The organism is Vagococcus bubulae (assembly GCF_003950315.1).
GTDB classification, from domain to species: Bacteria; Bacillota; Bacilli; order Lactobacillales; family Vagococcaceae; genus Vagococcus; species Vagococcus bubulae.
Genome location: NZ_NGJT01000003.1, coordinates 68,448 through 84,597, shown reverse-complemented (window position 1 = coordinate 84,597; position 16,150 = coordinate 68,448). Strand labels below are relative to the sequence as shown.

Here is a 16,150-nt window from a genome sequence, read left to right as displayed (position 1 = left end):
GATATTCAAGCCCTTAATTTTATCTAGTTATCTTCTTCCATGACTGAAAAGTAATTTCCTGGTACAACAGTGATGTTTTTAGTTTTTGTATCGACTTCTTTTACACAAATAAGTGAGGTATAATCTTCTACCATACGGCGACCACTGAATGTTGATTCTGCAAAAACAGTAATCCCGACTAATTCTGCTTCAAATTCTTCGATTAAGGCTTTCATACCATTAACCGTTCCGCCACCTTTCATGAAATCATCCACAACTAATACTCGAGAGCCACGTTTTAAACTACGTTTAGACAACTCCATTTTTTCAATTCTCTCAGATGATCCAGATACATAATTTACACTTACTGTTGACCCTTCTGTGATTTTTGAATCGCGTCGAACAATGACAAATGGAACATTTAAGTAGTAAGAGACTGCTTGAGCGATAGGCACACCTTTTGTCGCAACTGTCATAACAGCATCAATGTTTTTATTAGCATATTGTGTTGAAATAATTTGCCCAATTTGTTTTAGCAGTTGAGGTTCTCCTAACAAATCTGACAAGTAAACGTAACCACCAGGAAGTAAGCGGTCTTGTTCAGATAAGCGTTCACATAAAGAATCAATCATAGTTTTTGATTCACTAAAAGGAATAGAAGGCGTAAAAATAACGCCACCAGCTGCTCCAGCAACGGTTTCAAGAACACCAAACCCACGCTCTTTAAACGTTTTTTTAATAATAGTTAAATCCTCACTGATTGAAGATTTTGCTGATTCGTATTTTTTAACAAAATAAGTCAGAGGAGTCAATGTATGGGGATGATTTAAGATATAAGCAGTCATATCAATCAATCGTTCACTTCGTTTTATTTTCATTTATATACTCCTTTTAAAGTTAAATTTAAGTAATATAAACTATTATAGTATGAAATTTCAAAAAAGCAAAGTATTTTTAAAAATAAATAAAAAATGTTCGTAAAAACGAACAGATTATTTAGAAATCTGTCTGTTTTTTTTACGAACATTAGTTAGTAAATTGATTAAAATAAACAGTACAATAAAAATTAATGTAATGGTTGCACCAGGTGGTGTATCTAATTGGTATGAAGTAATCAGTCCTGATGTCATACCAATAAAACCAACTACAATACTACTTAATATAACAGTTGAGAATGTTTTTCCTATCTTCATAGAGATTGTTGCAGGTAAAATCATGATAGCCGATACAAGTAATGCACCTGCAATAGGAATCATAACTGTAATAGCCACACCAGTGATTACGTTAAACAACATGGAAAGTAGATGAATAGGTAGACCATCTACATGAGCAGTATCTTCATCAAACGTTAACACATACATTGGCTTTCTTAAAGCAAAAAATAAAATGACAATGATAACAAGTAAAATAGCAAGGATTTTGACTTGTTGCCAATTAATTGTCACAATTGAACCAAACAGGTATTGTTGGATATTCATGGAATTTTTTCCTTTAGTTAAATTCATTAAAACTAAAGCAACAGCTAATCCACCAGACATTAAAATAGCTGTTGATACTTCTGAATAAGATTTATATAAATTTTTGATGTATTCCAAAACAAAAGCTGAAGCAATCACTACAATTAACGTAGTAACAGTTGGATTAACATTAATAAAAAATCCTAAAGCAATCCCAGCTAATGATACGTGGGATAGTGTATCTGCTAAGAGAGATTGTCTACGCAGTACCAAAAAAACACCTAGAGAAGGAGCAATGACTGCCATCATGGAAGCAGCGATTAATGCTCGCCTCATGAACTCATATGAAAACATCTCCATTCAGTTTCCTCCTTTCTAACAAGGTGGATATGTCGATCCATATATTCTTTGATTTCTTCATGATCATGTGTCACCATTAAAATCGCTTTATTATGCTCTTTGACACTATGTTGAAGTAGTTTATAAAAATCATTACGAGATGACTCATCCATACCTGTTGTTGGTTCGTCTAAGACAAACAAATCAGGATCAGTTGCAAATACGCGTGCTAAACAGACGCGTTGTTTTTGCCCACCAGATAAATCACCAATCCGTTTTTTTCTCATATCCCACATACCGACAGAGTTCAGTGCTTTTTCAACATGTTGATGGTCAATCGTATCTAATCGTTTAAACCACTTTCCACGTTGAAAACGACCTGATTGAACAAATTCTAAGACAGTGCTAGGAAATCCAGCATTGAAAGAAGCAATTTGTTGAGGAATATAGCCAATTGTTAATTTATCTCCATTTATATTAGTCGGAGAGATATAGATGTCTCCTTTATCAGGTTTTAATAAGCCTAATGTATTTCGAATAAGAGTTGATTTTGCCGCACCGTTTTCACCAGTTAAAATAACAAATTCTCCCGGACTAACAGTATAAGAAACGTCTTCTAGGACGGGTTCATCGTCATAATAGAAAGTGAGATGCTGGACATCAATATAATTCATGGTAACCTCCTTTAATCGTAAGCATTACGTTTTGAACAAAAAGAATCATAGCATGAGTACAAAAATAAAGCAAGAATAGTCGATTGAGACATAAGATAAAACAGATAAAAAGTAAAGTAAACTCTTACTTTTTACCTGTTTAACGTTCTGACTAAATATACTTCATCGCAAAAGCCTTTTAGGGCATTTGCAACATGGATAGCCCGTGAGCGTTTTTTACAAAGAGCTAAAACAGTAGGACCACTACCGCTCATGACAGCTGTATCTGCACCAAATTCTAACATTTTTTCTTTGACGTATTTGACAATAGGAAAAACGTCCATTGTGTATGATTCTAGTGAATTACCTAAGTGTTGAATCATCTCTTGATAGTCTTGATTTTCAATTGCTTGATAAATTGCATGAATATCAGGATGCGATAGAGAATCTACTTGTATCTTTGAAAACACACGAGGAGTAGATACGCTGATTTTAGGTTTGACTAAAACAACCCAGCATTGTGGCATAGGATGAGACAAAGGTTTCACACAATCTCCTACACCAGTAACAAGAGCTGTTTGTCCATAAAGACAATAGGGAATATCTGTCCCTATAGGAACAGATAATTTAGCCATTTCCTCAAGAGAGGCACCTATATCAAATAAGCGATTAACACCTCTAAATGCAGCAGCAGCATCACTACTACCACCACCAAGTCCAGCAGCTACTGGTAAGTTTTTCTTTAAATTTACTTCAACACCTTGAGTAAACCCATATGTTTTTTTCATGACATCAATCGCCTGATAGATATTATTTTTACGGTCTACTGGTAGGAAGCCATTATCTGTTTTAATGATGATATCATTTGTGTTAGTTGGCGTAAAAATTAAACGATCAGATAAATCGACGCTCGCCATAATCATTTCAAGTTCATGATACCCATCATCGCGTTTATAAAGGACATCAAGTCCCAAATTTATTTTTGCTGGGGCTTTTTCGATGATTTCCATTGACTACCTCCACTTCTTAAAAATTGCCGTTTGCTTGATTATACATGAAAAAAGAGCGAATATAAAACATTTTAGACGATTGATTTGTAGATTTTACGATAAAAAAAGATAGGATAATTTCCTATCTTTAACGATACATTTTAAATTTTAAAAATAAATCATTGTAAAGCTCTAAATAAGTTTGACCTAAATCATCATACACTTCTAAATGTTCAATGATTTTGTCGCTCGGGTAAAACTGCGGATCACTTGTAATTTCTTTTGGTAAAATTTCTAATGCTTTTTTATTAGGTGTAGAATAACCAATATATTCAGCATTTTGAGCAGCAATTTCAGGTTTCAACATGAAGTTAATAAAATCATACGCTCCATCAATATTTTTAGCCGTTTTTGGAATGACGAAATTATCAAACCAAAGATTAGAGCCTTCTTCAGGAATGACATAATGTAAGTGGTCGTTTTCTTCTAGCATACTAGCAGCTTCGCCAGAAAACGTCACAGCTGCAGCACTTTCACCATTAATCATATACATCTTGATTTCATCAGCAACAATGGCTTTCACATTAGGAGTAAGTCCATCTAATTTTTTTGAAGCATTTTCTAATTGTTTATCGTTTTTGCTATTTAATGAATGACCATCACTGTTAAGTGCCAGTCCAATGACTTCTCTAGCACCATCAATTAACATCACATTGTTTTTTAATGAGGGATTCCATAAATCATCCCAATGTTTAATCTGACCTTCTTTAACGAATTCATCATTGTATATAATTCCCAGTGTTCCCCAAAAATAGGGGATAGAAAATTTATTTTTAGGATCAAACGGAATATTTAAAAATCGACTATCAATATTTTCTAATCCTTTGATTTTTGAATGATCAAGAGGAATGAGCATATCTTGTTTGACCATTTTTTGAATCATGTATTCACTAGGGATGGTCAAATCATAGGCTGTTCCACCTTGTTTGATTTTTGTCATCATGCTTTCGTTCGAATCAAAGGTTTCATAAATCACTTTGTAGTTGTATTCTTTTTCAAACTGTTTGATTAATGAAGGATCTATATAGTCTCCCCAATTATAAATCGTCAAAACGCGGCTTCCAGAAGCACCACTGGTTTTTGCAAGATTAAAAGAAGTAACAGCTAAAAGGACAATGATAAGAAGAATACCTGAAAAAAGAGCATTAAGTTTCTTCATATTATTTTCCTCCTATCTTTTGTGCTTTTTTCTTTTTATATTTTGGTTTATTGTCTTTACTGATAAAGTAATAACCAGTTACTAATAAAATAGAAAATAAGAATAAAAGAGCACTCAAAGCATTGATTTCTAAACTAATTCCTTGTCTAGCACGTGAATAGATTTCAACAGATAAAGTACTAAATCCATTACCCGTTACGAAAAACGTCACAGCAAAATCATCTAGTGAATAGGTAAACGCCATAAAATAGCCAGCAATGATACCAGGAGTCAAGTAAGGTAAGATAATCTGCTTTAATACTTGCCAGTTGTTGGCTCCTAAATCTCTCGCAGCATCAATGAGTGATGGATTCATTTCTTGCATTTTTGGTAAAACCATTAAGACAACAATCGGGATACTAAAAGCAATATGAGATAACAGTACAGACATGAACCCTAATTGAAATCCAAACCATGTTCCTAAGAAAGTAAATAAAATTAAAAAGCTAGCCCCAATAATAACATCAGGAGAAACCATCAAAATATTATTTAAACTAAGTAACGTATTTCTCATGCCACGTTGTTTAGTGTAATGAATTCCCATTGCCCCAAATGTCCCAATAATCGTGGCTATTAATGCAGAGAGAAAAGCGAGTAGAAAGGTATCAACCACAATCCCTATCAATCTTGTATCTTCAAATACAGCTTGGTAATGCTCTAAAGTAAATCCTGTGAAAGACGTCATCGATCCACCAGCATTGAATGAATAATAAATCAGATAAAAGATTGGGGCATAGAGAATAATGAAAACTAAAATCAAATAGAGATGACTCCAATTAAATTTACGTTGGCTCATTTTTTCTTCGCTCCTTTCTTTTTCTTCTCACCTGTTAACATCATAATGACAAACATGGCAATAATCAGAACAACACCAATGGTTGATCCCATTCCCCAGTTTTGTGTTACAAGGAAATGCTGTTCAATAGCTGTCCCTAACGTGATGACACGGTTACCACCGATTAATCGCGTTAACATGAACAAGCTGAGTGATGGGATAAAGACTGCTTGAACCCCACTTTTTACCCCGTTTAAAGACAGTGGTAAAATAACTCGTCTAAATGTTTCAAAATTACTCGCTCCTAAATCACGGCTGGCAAACACAAGAGAGGGATTAATTTCTTCTAAGGCATTAAAAATAGGCAAAATCATAAATGGAATTTCAATATAGGTCGCAACAGTTAAAAAGCTAAAATTTGTAAAAAGTAACTGTTGTGTTCCTATTCCGATTGTATCTAGAAAATTATTGATTCCACCATGAATACTAAAAATACCAATAAATGCATAAGCTTTTAACAACAAGTTAATCCATGTCGGTAAGATGATTAACATTAGCCAAAGTTGTTTGTGCTTTAATTTAGTTAAAAAATAGGCCGTTGGATAGCTAATGACTAACGTAAATAAGGTAATAAGTAAAGCGTAGAATAATGAATTAAAGGTCATACTTAGGTATGTTCCACTCGTTAAATATTGTTGATAATTACTCAATGTAAATTGCCCATTAATATCAAAAAATGATTGGTAAATAATTAAAATTACCGGTGCGATAACAAATAGAGCTATCCATAAAAAATATGGAATCGTGTAAAAACGTTTTGATTGTGTCACTTGTCACGCCTCCTTTAATCGTCATAGCTTTCTAATCTAGCATCAAAATCTTCTTCAGACTCATTAAAACGCATGACGTGAATATCTTCTGGTTCGAAAAATAACCCAACAGCTTGACCTTCTAATGGTTTTTTCGTTGAGTGAACCACCCATTCATTTCCTTCAGAGTCAATACAGAAAATTTCATAATGAACCCCTCTGAATAATAAGGTATCAACTGTCGCTTTTAATTTTCCTTGTTCGACAGGTACTAGGGAAATATCTTCAGGACGCATCACGATATCAACTGGCTCATTTTCTCTCATCCCACCATCAACACACTCAAATTGTTTGCCTACGATTTCGACTAAATTATCTTCAATCATAATGCCTTTCACAATATTACTTTCACCAATAAAATCCGCCACAAATCGGTTGATAGGTTCATCATATATATCAGAAGGAGAGCCACTTTGTTCGATTTTTCCATCATGCATAACAAAAATTTCATCACTCATAGCTAAAGCTTCTTCTTGGTCATGAGTAACAAAAATAAAGGTAATGCCTAAACGTTTTTGTAGTTCACGTAATTCTGACTGCATGGCTGTTCGCAATTTTAAGTCAAGAGCCGATAAAGGTTCATCTAATAGTAAAATTTCAGGTTCATTGACAAGCGCACGTGCAATTGCGACACGTTGTCGTTGTCCACCTGACATTTCACTAATTTGTCTTTCTTCTAAGCCAGATAATTGCACTAAACGCAGAGCTTCACGTACTTTTACATCAATTTGTTCTTTTGGTAATTTTTTGATTTTTAAACCAAATGCGACATTTTCATAAACATCCATATGAGGAAAAAGAGCATAATCTTGAAAAACGGTATTTACTTTACGTTTATTTGCGGGAACTTTGTTAATGACTTTTCCATCAAATAAAATCTCTCCTGAAGTTGGTTCGCTAAAACCAGCAATCAAACGTAAAATCGTTGTTTTCCCACAACCTGATGGGCCAAGTAAGGTGTAAAATTTTCCTTGCTCAATTTCAAAACTCACGCTTTTTAACACAGTTGTGTCATCGTATTCTTTTACAACATCTTTAAATTCAATAATTGTATGACTCATATTTTCCCACCTTTACTATAAATAAGAATTTGTTGCAACAATTAACAATTGACTCGTTCCATCATGTGCGTTGGAAATATTATGTGTGCTTAATGCTTGATAATAGATACTTTCTCCTTGCTCAGCAATGTAAGTATCTTCTCCAATGGTAACACAGATTTTTCCTATTAACACATATCCAAACGTTTCAGATTGTGATGGTTCAAATTCTTTGTACTCTCCTTTTTTTTCTAATGTTAAAAGAATAGGCTCCATCTCATTTTCATTCGAATTAGCGACTAGCCAATTAATCTCATACCCTTTGTCCTCATCTATATGAAGGGTTTGTTCTTCTTTTGGGTAAACAACCTGTTGTTTTTGATTTTTTTCATCAAAGAATTGTTTGGGTGATACACCTAATACTTCAAGAATAGAGAAAAATGTTTCGAGTGAAGGGGAGCTTAAGTCCCGTTCAAGTTGAGAAATATATCCTTTAGTTAAATCTGTTCGCTCACCAAGTTCTTCTTGAGTTAAATTTTTTTGTAGTCTTAGATTTTTTATTTTTTGACCAATTAGAATAATAACCACCTCCAAAAAAATGTTTATATATACTAAACTTAAAAAGATAGAAGTTTTCTTATATTAAACATTATGTTTACTTTCTCAAGGTAGTATACAAGATGATTTTCAACAAATCAATTTCTTTTTTCATCAAACATTGTTAAATTATTTGTGATAAAATAAGGGTATCAAAGAGATAAAGGAGATAAGTAATATGTCAGATAAAATATTCAAAGCATTAATTGTAGATGAACAAGATGATAGCGTTATCTCAAGTGTAAAAGAGTGGTCAGTTGATAGATTATCAGAAGGTGACACACTTGTTGAAGTAGATTATTCTGCGATAAATTATAAAGATGCATTAGCAACGATAAAAAATGGTGGAGTCATTCGTTCTTATCCTATGATTCCAGGAATCGATTTTTCAGGCACAATTATTGAAACAACACATGATGGCTTAAAAGTGGGAGATAAAGTGGTTGTGACTGGCCAAGGTACTGGTGTTAGTCATACAGGAGGATTTAGTGAAATAGCGCGTGTTCCTGGTGAATGGATTCAAGTTGTTCCACAAGAGATGGATTTAAAAGTAGCGGCATTTGTTGGAACAGCAGGAATTACAGCAGCACAAGCGATTCATCGTTTAGAATCAATTGGATTAAATGATAAAGAGGCCAGTATTTTAATTACAGGTGCTACAGGTGGCGTAGGTAGTATGGCAATTAATTTATTAAAAGCACACGGATTTACCAATATTACGGCATTATCACGTAAAAATTCAACAGACTATTTAGAAACACTAGGGGTTCAACACATTATTAGTACAGATGAGATGTTAGAGAACACTCGTCCACTTCAAAAACAAGAATTTGATTACGTGATTGATACGATTGGTGGGGTTACTCTAGAAGCTATTTTACCTAAAATTTCTTATGGTGGCGGTATTGCCTTATGTGGCAATGCAAGTGGCATTAAATTTAATACAACCGTGTTACCATTTATTTTACGTGGCATCACGATGTTTGGGATTGACTCCGTTCAGTTAACATCAGATGAAAAGAAAGAGTTATGGCAAACGATTAATCAATCAATAACCAAAGAGATGGTTGATTCAACTATTTCAAATGAAGTGTCTTTAGAAGGGATTCTTTCAGTTACAAAACAGTTATTGGAAGGAACACATAGCGGTCGAACTATTGTGAGTATAAAATAACAAAAATAAAACAAGGCTGAGGCCATATGGCTTCAACCTTGTTTTATTTTAAAATTTCAAGCTATTTGGTTTTACTTCTTTTGGTATAGGATTAACGTATGGCGTAATATCAGTTATGGCTTTTAATTCAGCTTTTGCTTGGTCAATGTACTCAGGTTCTTCAATGACTTTCACAGCAGTTGCAGCCATAATTTTAGCAGCTTGTATCATTCCTTTTTTAGCAATTCCGCTTTTTCCATTTGTTACCCATTGCCAAGTGTGCATTGCAGTATTTTGTACTTCTGTTGCCACAATACATTGAACAGTTGGGACAATCCAACTAACGTCTCCAACATCAGATGAGCCAGGTAAGGTCACGTTTGTTAAGACTTCATTAAAAGGATAAACATAATCAGCTAATACTTTTCCTGGATTTTCAGCTAGAACTTTTTGTTCAACAGGAGTAGCTGGAGGGACCATTCTAAATTGTTTTTCTTCTTCAGTTAACGTATCGTGAATGGCTTTAGCAAATACTTGATCTTCTTCATCAAATTCAGGAGCACCGTAATTCATCATCACATCTCCCATGATTCGTGAATAAACAACGTTAGGAATATAGTTTGAGCAAGCTTTATCAAAGTGTACTGTTACTTCAGTTTCAGTCATTAATGCAGCACCTTCAGCGATTTTACACAAACGGTCATAAATTTCTTTTGCTTGACTTCCTTTAGGAGCACGAATTAAATATAAAAGTTTTGCATGATCCTGCACGACACTTGGAGCTAAACCACCAGCATCCATATAAGCATAATGGTAGCGTGCTTCAGGAGTAACATGTTCACGTAAATAATTTCCACCAACATTCATTAATTCACAAGCATCAAGTGCGCTACGTCCCATATCAGGAGCATTAGCTGCGTGGGCAGATTTCCCTTTGAATTCAAAAGCAGCTTGAATATTAGCTAATGTTTTGACACCCCAAATAGTATTGTCTGTTCCAGGATGCCAACAAATTGCCATATCTAATCCATCGAATGCACCCGCTCTAGCCATAAATGTTTTTCCAGAACCACCTTCTTCAGCTGGACAACCAAAATATTTAATTTGTGCAGGTATATTGTGCTCTGTAATATAATCTTTTGTTGCGATTGCTGCGGCAAGTGAAGCTGTCCCTAATAAATTATGACCGCAACCATGACCATTTGTGTTATCTGTATCTGGGTTAGGTTCTTTTTTTGTTGAGCCAGATTTTTGTGTCATGCTAGGTAGTGCATCGTATTCACCTAAAAATCCAATAACAGGGCCTTCATTTCCAAAACTTGCGATAAAAGCTGTGTCAATATCTCCAATTGTTTGCTCAATTGAAAAGCCTTCTTCTTTTAGCACATTAATCAACACGTCTGCTGATTCTTTTTCATGGAATTTTGTTTCGGCGATATCCCAAATTTTATCACTTGTGTTAAAATATGTTTCTTGTTTTTGATTGATTAATTCTTCGATTTGTTTATACATAATATATATCCTCCTAATATTGAATATTTAGATAAATAGTGTCATACCATAAGAGAGTGCAATAGAAAGAGCCGTTACAATTATTCCTGGTATGATGAAACTAAAGACCTTCGTTCGTCCAGTTCGATCTAATTCAACTGCTAATAGTAAAGTCGGTTGGGCTGGTATAACAAAGTTAACATTTAAACACTGAACAATAACAATTAACAGCATTGGTGAAATACCAAGTGTTAAGGCGAGTGGAAAAATAATTGCCGCAACAGCTGTTTGAGCCCCAATAATCATAGCAACAAAGGCACAGATGAAAATAATCACCCATGGATAATCAGCTAAAACTTGTCCCACGCTTGATACTAAAACAGCTTGGTTTTTTGGAGCACCAAAGATAGTCGAGCCAACCCATCCAAGTCCTAATACAATTAGGGTGGCACCAAGAGCGTTTGCAGTCGCAGGGGCATGGAGAATATCTTTAGATTTAACTCTAAATAACATAATATTAATCGCTGCAGATAAGTACATAAACATTTGGACTAAGTCAGCGGTAGCAATTTTAACAGGATCGCCATTTACATTATACTCCGGTAACAGGCTTGGGAACAACCCAAGAACAATAATCGCTAAAACACATAGTAAAAATACTACGGTTGATTTTTTTGCAGCAGGAGCTAATTCTTTTTCCTCATCTTCAATAATCATATCTTCTAAAACAGATTCATCAAATGGTAATTTTTTGTTAACGATAGTTAATATTATACTTAAAATGATAATCGATAGTAAAGTAGCAGGCAAAGCAATCGCTAAGTAAGTTCCTAAAGATATACCATAGGCTGCTAATAATGTTACCACATAAGCAGTAGATGATGAAGCAGGGCTACAAAGTAATGCCATATTGGATGCTAAAACGGATGATACTAAAGCACCTTTTGGATTTACCTTTGATTTGAGAGCTGTTTCAGAAATAATTGGCTCAAGAGATAGTGCAATCATTGCTGTTCCCATACCGAAAACAAATAAGAAACAAACAAGTGGTGCGACTATTGTAATCGCTTTCGGGAAACGCTGGATAATTTTTGTTGCCACGCTAATCATATAATCCATTCCACCAGATGCTTGCAAAGCCCCACTTGCAATTCCAATAGACATAATGATTAAGACAGCAGTGACAGGTGGAGATGATGGTGGTAGTTTAAAAATAAATAGCATGATAAACAAGGCAACAATTGCTGAAACGCCAGAACCTAATGCCCCACCTTTCATCAAACCATAGATAATAGTCGCTACCATGATAACAATTTCAATTAGTAGTAAAGCCATGTGATTCCTCCTAATAAATAGAATATAATGTACTGAAAATGAATATTTCGCTAAACCTCCTCAAAAAATTCGAAAATTGAATACATGTGGATATTATCAGTTGAATGTGTAGAATATATTTATTTTGTATGAATTTTATTAGACTTTTTAAACATTAAAAAATAATTAGTGTTATAATTATTTTGTTATGATAAGTATGAGTCTATTGATATTTCTCATTTAAATGCTTAAAATGGGACTAGCTGATAGAGAAAAATTATTTCTTTGAGTGATTGTTAACTAAAGTTGATACTTAGCTAATGATGTCTACATGCTTGTTTTAGTATGTGGATTTTTTTGTGTGGAAAAGAAGGGTGAGAGATGGGGAAAGTAAAAAGACATATTCAGTGGATGATGTTTGGACTGATTATTGGTGTTTTGGTAGGAATATTAGAGGTTATTTTTGGTAAAGTATTATTAATAGCAACAAATATTAGAATAAACTATTTCATGATTCTTATATTTTTCTTACCAATAGTAGGAGTATTTATTAAATGGTTATATAGTGTTTACGGAAAAGAGAGCAACAAAGGAATGACATTGTTATTTGAGGTGGGACAGCACACACGCGAGGCAATCCCTGCTAGGTTGATTCCAATTGTTACACTGAGTACATGGTTAACTCACCTGATTGGTGGAAGTGCTGGTAGAGAAGGAGTCGCTATTCAAATTGGTGGGACATTTACGAATTGGTTTTCTAATCATGTCTGGAAAGATTTTTTACCTAGCCATGAAAAAAAACAACAAATGATTTTAGTAACAGGTATGGCAGCGGGATTTGCTGGATTATTTCATACGCCGATTGCAGCAACATTTTTTTCAATGGAACTGTTAGCTGTAGGGCATTTATCTATCGAATCACTTCTTTCTGCCAGTATTGCAGCTGTGACATCAAGTTATGTGTCGCAATTTTTAGGGTTAGCTGCTTTTTCTACAACGATAGATTATTATCCGAAGTTAACCATCCAATGGGTAATATTATTATGTTTATTGGGATGTGTATTTGGGTTAGTTGGACGAATTTTTTCAATTAGTTTACACAAAGTAAAGGGATGGGTTCAGTTAATACAGTTACCCATTTATAAAAAAATGTTTTTTCTTTCTTTGATTTTAATGATTGGATTAATCGTTGCCGGACGTGGAAGATATTCTGGGCTTGGTAGTAATCTTGTTGAAGCCGCATTTCATGGTGGGACAATCTACTCATTCGATTTTTTATTAAAATTATTATTTACTGTGTTTACATTAGCTATCGGATTTCAAGGTGGGGAAGTAACCCCGTTATTTTCAATAGGGGCAACTTGTGGTGTGTTTTTAGCTCAGTTGTGTGGACTACCGGTTGAGTTTCTTGCGTCATTGGGATTTGTTTCTGTTTTTTCAAGTGCAACCAATACCTTAATTGCACCATTATTAATTGCTGGAGAAATATTTGGTTTTGATTTATTGCCGTATGCCTTTTTTACTATTATTGCTTCTTACATCATTAATAATAATGACTCGATTTATCCTAAACAAAAAGTGTGACATTGCCAATTTGACAATGTCACACTTTTTTATTTTCTTCCAATAATTCTAACTTCAGGTTCAAGAACTACATCAAATTGTTCCAAAATAACTTGTTGGATGTGTTGGATGAGCGTTACATAATCAGTTGCTGTCGCTTCATTTATGTTGACAATAAATCCAGCATGCTTCGTAGAGACTTGAGCGCCACCAATAATATGTCCTTGTAAGCCGGCATCTTGTATTAATTTTCCGGTAAAATGTCCATGTGGTCGTTTAAAGACACTGCCACAAGAAGGGTACTCAAGTGGTTGTTTTGACTCGCGTAGATAAGTTAATTCATCCATTTTTTCTTTAATTAAGAGATGTTCTCCCTGTTCAAGATGAAATGTTACTGAGAGCACGATCCCTTTTAATTCTTGGATAACACTATGACGATAAGAAAATGCCATATCTTTTTTATAAAACGTTTTGATTGTCCCATCTGCTAATATAACGTCAGCTGAATAAAAGACATCTGCCAGTTCACCACCGTAAGCCCCCGCATTCATATAGGTGGCTCCTCCAATACTTCCAGGAATTCCACACGCAAATTCTAGCCCCGTTAAGTCATGTTTTAAAGCATCATAAGTGACATCAATTAGTTTAGCACCAGATTCGGCAATAATGGTTGTTTCTTGGACAGTGACTTGATTCATTTTAGTTAGCATAATCACCACATCTTTAATACCACCATCTCGAACGATTAAATTACTGGCATTTCCTAGACAAATCCATTCAAGGTTATTTTCTTGGCAAAAATTGATTAAAGATTGAACTTCTTCTTTTGATGTAGGAAAAGCTAAAAAATCAGCTGGACCACCAGTTTTTGTGTATGTATAATGTGATAATGGTTCATCTGTTAAAATGGTTATATTTGGAAATTGTTGAACAATATTTTTTTTGGTCACGCTAATACCCTCTCTTACTTGAAATAATCTTAGTGATATTATTCTAACATAAAATAGAAAAGAACGAGAGTTTTATAAAGGTTTGTTTATTTATCGGATAAAAATCACAAAGGGTTACTCTTTTATGATAAAATATGACTACAGTGAATTTTAGGAGGAACACCATGAAACTTATTTCTTGGAATGTTAATGGCTTACGTGCTGTTGTAAAAAAGAATTTTTATGAAGATATAAAACAAATAGATGCAGATATTATTTCACTGCAAGAAACTAAGTTACAAGAAGGACAAATTGAGATGGAGTTACCTGATTATTATCAGTATTGGAATTATGCTGAGAAAAAAGGATATTCAGGTGTCGCTGTTTTTACAAAAATAAAACCTATATCTGTTAAGACAGGGATGGGAATAGCAGAATTTGATACAGAAGGCCGTTTATTAACGCTTGAATTTGACACCTTTTACTTAGTGAATTGTTACACACCTAATGCTCAGGTAGAATTAAAACGTCTTGATTTTCGTTTGGATTGGGAAAATCATTTTAGAGAGTATTTAGCTGACTTAGATAAAGAAAAACCAGTCGTATTATGCGGGGACTTAAATGTTGCGCATGAAAATATTGACTTAAAGAATTGGAAAACGAATCGAAAAAATCCTGGTTTTTCTGATCAAGAACGAGAAGCTTTTACGCAATTGTTGGATAGCGGATTTATTGATACATATCGTTATTTTTATCCTGATAAGGAAGGGGCTTATAGTTGGTGGAGTTATCGCTTTAATGCCCGAAAAAATAATGCTGGATGGCGTATTGACTATTTTTGTGTATCAAAACAATTAGAAAATAAACTACAAAGTGCAGATATTTTATCGACAGTATTGGGAAGTGACCACTGCCCAGTAGAATTAATAATTGATGTGGAATAGAAAGGAAAAGACATGTTAAAAAAATGGAAAAAAGTGATTATAATTGGATTTTTAGCGTTAGGGTTAGCAGGATTTTCAGCTACAACATATGCAGCTGATACTGATAAGCTTCTTTATGACTTAACCTATGATAAAGAAAGAAATGTTCTAACAGGAAAGACAACACCAAATGCCAATATCTTTTTAACAAATCTTGCTGGTTCTATTGTAGCAAATGATAAGGGTGAGTTTGAAGTTCCTATTCCTAAAGGAACAAAAGAGGCAATGGTTGGGATGCTTGATGCTGAAGGAGACAAGTCAACAGATGTTCGTTACAATTTTGAAGAAGGAAAAGTAATTGAAACCGAAGAAACAAAAGAAGCAGATAAAACACAGGAGTCTGAAGACAAAATAAAAGATAGTGCAGCTGCGGCAAGTGGAACAGATGAATCTGATAGCCAAGGGACTAGTGCCTCAGAAGCAAATGAGAGTAATGCTTCATCAAATGCAGCCGATGACAAAAATAGTAGTGATAAAACAAAAGAACAAGAAAAAAAATCATCCTCTAAGCTATTATGGATAGCAGCTGTAGTTGGTGTTTTACTTGTTGTAGGGATTATTGGTTATGTTGTGAAGAGAAAGAAAAAGTTAAAAAAACAAAATAAAAGAAAGAAAAAATCAAAAAGTCATAATAAATCAACGTCATCTCACTCAAAATCAAAGAGTCATAAAAAATCCCATTCAGATTCTAAGAGGAGTCATGATCCTAAGAAAAAAAGTAAATCAAAACGCAAAAAGAAAAAATCATCTAAAAGATAAAC

At 34.1% G+C, this 16,150-nt stretch carries 16 protein-coding genes; 4 read left to right on the top strand and 12 right to left on the bottom strand.

Features of this window, described 5'->3' with window-relative positions:
• Positions 1 to 23: 23 nt before the first annotated feature.
• From purR to CBF36_RS02610, 9 genes are all read right to left on the bottom strand, one after another.
• Positions 24 to 857, bottom strand: a complete 834-nt coding sequence (purR, locus tag CBF36_RS02650) for a pur operon repressor (RefSeq protein ID WP_125956376.1) — start codon at positions 855 to 857, stop codon at positions 24 to 26.
• A gap of 114 nt (positions 858 to 971) precedes the next feature.
• Positions 972 to 1,796: a metal ABC transporter permease gene (locus CBF36_RS02645; RefSeq protein WP_125956374.1), complete on the bottom strand. Its 825-nt coding sequence runs from the start codon at positions 1,794 to 1,796 to the stop codon at positions 972 to 974.
• Complete coding sequence (locus CBF36_RS02640; RefSeq protein ID WP_125956373.1) at positions 1,769 to 2,449, bottom strand: metal ABC transporter ATP-binding protein; 681 nt, start codon at positions 2,447 to 2,449, stop codon at positions 1,769 to 1,771. The genes CBF36_RS02645 and CBF36_RS02640 overlap by 28 nt, the downstream gene beginning before the upstream one ends.
• Positions 2,450 to 2,580: 131 nt before the next feature.
• Positions 2,581 to 3,438 (bottom strand): 4-(cytidine 5'-diphospho)-2-C-methyl-D-erythritol kinase, encoded by an 858-nt coding sequence (ispE, locus tag CBF36_RS02635; protein WP_125956371.1) that lies wholly within the window; start codon positions 3,436 to 3,438, stop codon positions 2,581 to 2,583.
• Positions 3,439 to 3,565: 127 nt separating this feature from the next.
• A complete protein-coding gene (locus CBF36_RS02630) occupies positions 3,566 to 4,636 on the bottom strand; it encodes an ABC transporter substrate-binding protein (RefSeq protein ID WP_125956369.1) in 1,071 nt (356 codons plus the stop codon).
• Position 4,637: 1 nt separating this feature from the next.
• On the bottom strand, positions 4,638 to 5,471 hold the full coding sequence (locus CBF36_RS02625) for an ABC transporter permease (RefSeq protein ID WP_125956368.1): 834 nt from the start codon (positions 5,469 to 5,471) through the stop codon (positions 4,638 to 4,640).
• Positions 5,468 to 6,280: an ABC transporter permease gene (locus tag CBF36_RS02620; RefSeq protein WP_125956366.1), complete on the bottom strand. Its 813-nt coding sequence runs from the start codon at positions 6,278 to 6,280 to the stop codon at positions 5,468 to 5,470. The genes CBF36_RS02625 and CBF36_RS02620 overlap by 4 nt, the downstream gene beginning before the upstream one ends.
• 14 nt (positions 6,281 to 6,294) lie before the next feature.
• Complete coding sequence (locus CBF36_RS02615; RefSeq protein ID WP_125956364.1) at positions 6,295 to 7,380, bottom strand: ABC transporter ATP-binding protein; 1,086 nt, start codon at positions 7,378 to 7,380, stop codon at positions 6,295 to 6,297.
• A 15-nt stretch (positions 7,381 to 7,395) separates the two neighbouring features.
• Positions 7,396 to 7,938: a helix-turn-helix domain-containing protein gene (locus CBF36_RS02610; protein WP_125956531.1), complete on the bottom strand. Its 543-nt coding sequence runs from the start codon at positions 7,936 to 7,938 to the stop codon at positions 7,396 to 7,398.
• A 196-nt stretch (positions 7,939 to 8,134) separates the two neighbouring features.
• On the opposite strand from CBF36_RS02610, the gene CBF36_RS02605 reads away from it, so the two are divergent.
• Positions 8,135 to 9,130: a YhdH/YhfP family quinone oxidoreductase gene (locus CBF36_RS02605; RefSeq protein WP_125956363.1), complete on the top strand. Its 996-nt coding sequence runs from the start codon at positions 8,135 to 8,137 to the stop codon at positions 9,128 to 9,130.
• A gap of 48 nt (positions 9,131 to 9,178) precedes the next feature.
• On the opposite strand, the gene CBF36_RS02600 is transcribed toward CBF36_RS02605, so the two are convergent.
• Together CBF36_RS02600 and CBF36_RS02595 are read right to left on the bottom strand one after the other, a co-directional pair.
• Positions 9,179 to 10,621 carry a M20 family metallopeptidase gene (locus CBF36_RS02600; RefSeq protein ID WP_125956361.1) on the bottom strand — a complete coding sequence of 481 codons (1,443 nt, stop codon included), beginning with the start codon at positions 10,619 to 10,621 and terminating at the stop codon, positions 9,179 to 9,181.
• 27 nt (positions 10,622 to 10,648) lie between these two features.
• The gene (locus CBF36_RS02595) at positions 10,649 to 11,935 is read right to left on the bottom strand and encodes an anaerobic C4-dicarboxylate transporter family protein (RefSeq protein ID WP_125956359.1); all 1,287 of its coding nucleotides are present in this window, start codon (positions 11,933 to 11,935) and stop codon (positions 10,649 to 10,651) included.
• 360 nt (positions 11,936 to 12,295) lie between these two features.
• Between CBF36_RS02595 and CBF36_RS02590 the strand changes: the two genes are divergently transcribed.
• Positions 12,296 to 13,498 carry a chloride channel protein gene (locus tag CBF36_RS02590; RefSeq protein ID WP_125956357.1) on the top strand — a complete coding sequence of 401 codons (1,203 nt, stop codon included), beginning with the start codon at positions 12,296 to 12,298 and terminating at the stop codon, positions 13,496 to 13,498.
• A gap of 29 nt (positions 13,499 to 13,527) precedes the next feature.
• Here the strand turns inward: CBF36_RS02590 and murB are convergent, their stop codons facing one another.
• On the bottom strand, positions 13,528 to 14,427 hold the full coding sequence (gene murB / locus CBF36_RS02585; RefSeq protein ID WP_125956355.1) for a UDP-N-acetylmuramate dehydrogenase: 900 nt from the start codon (positions 14,425 to 14,427) through the stop codon (positions 13,528 to 13,530).
• Between the two features lie 164 nt (positions 14,428 to 14,591).
• Between murB and CBF36_RS02580 the strand changes: the two genes are divergently transcribed.
• On the top strand, positions 14,592 to 15,350 hold the full coding sequence (locus tag CBF36_RS02580; protein WP_125956354.1) for an exodeoxyribonuclease III: 759 nt from the start codon (positions 14,592 to 14,594) through the stop codon (positions 15,348 to 15,350).
• Between the two features lie 12 nt (positions 15,351 to 15,362).
• Positions 15,363 to 16,148 (top strand): type VII secretion protein EssA, encoded by a 786-nt coding sequence (gene essA, locus CBF36_RS02575; protein WP_125956352.1) that lies wholly within the window; start codon positions 15,363 to 15,365, stop codon positions 16,146 to 16,148.
• Positions 16,149 to 16,150: the final 2 nt, after the last annotated feature.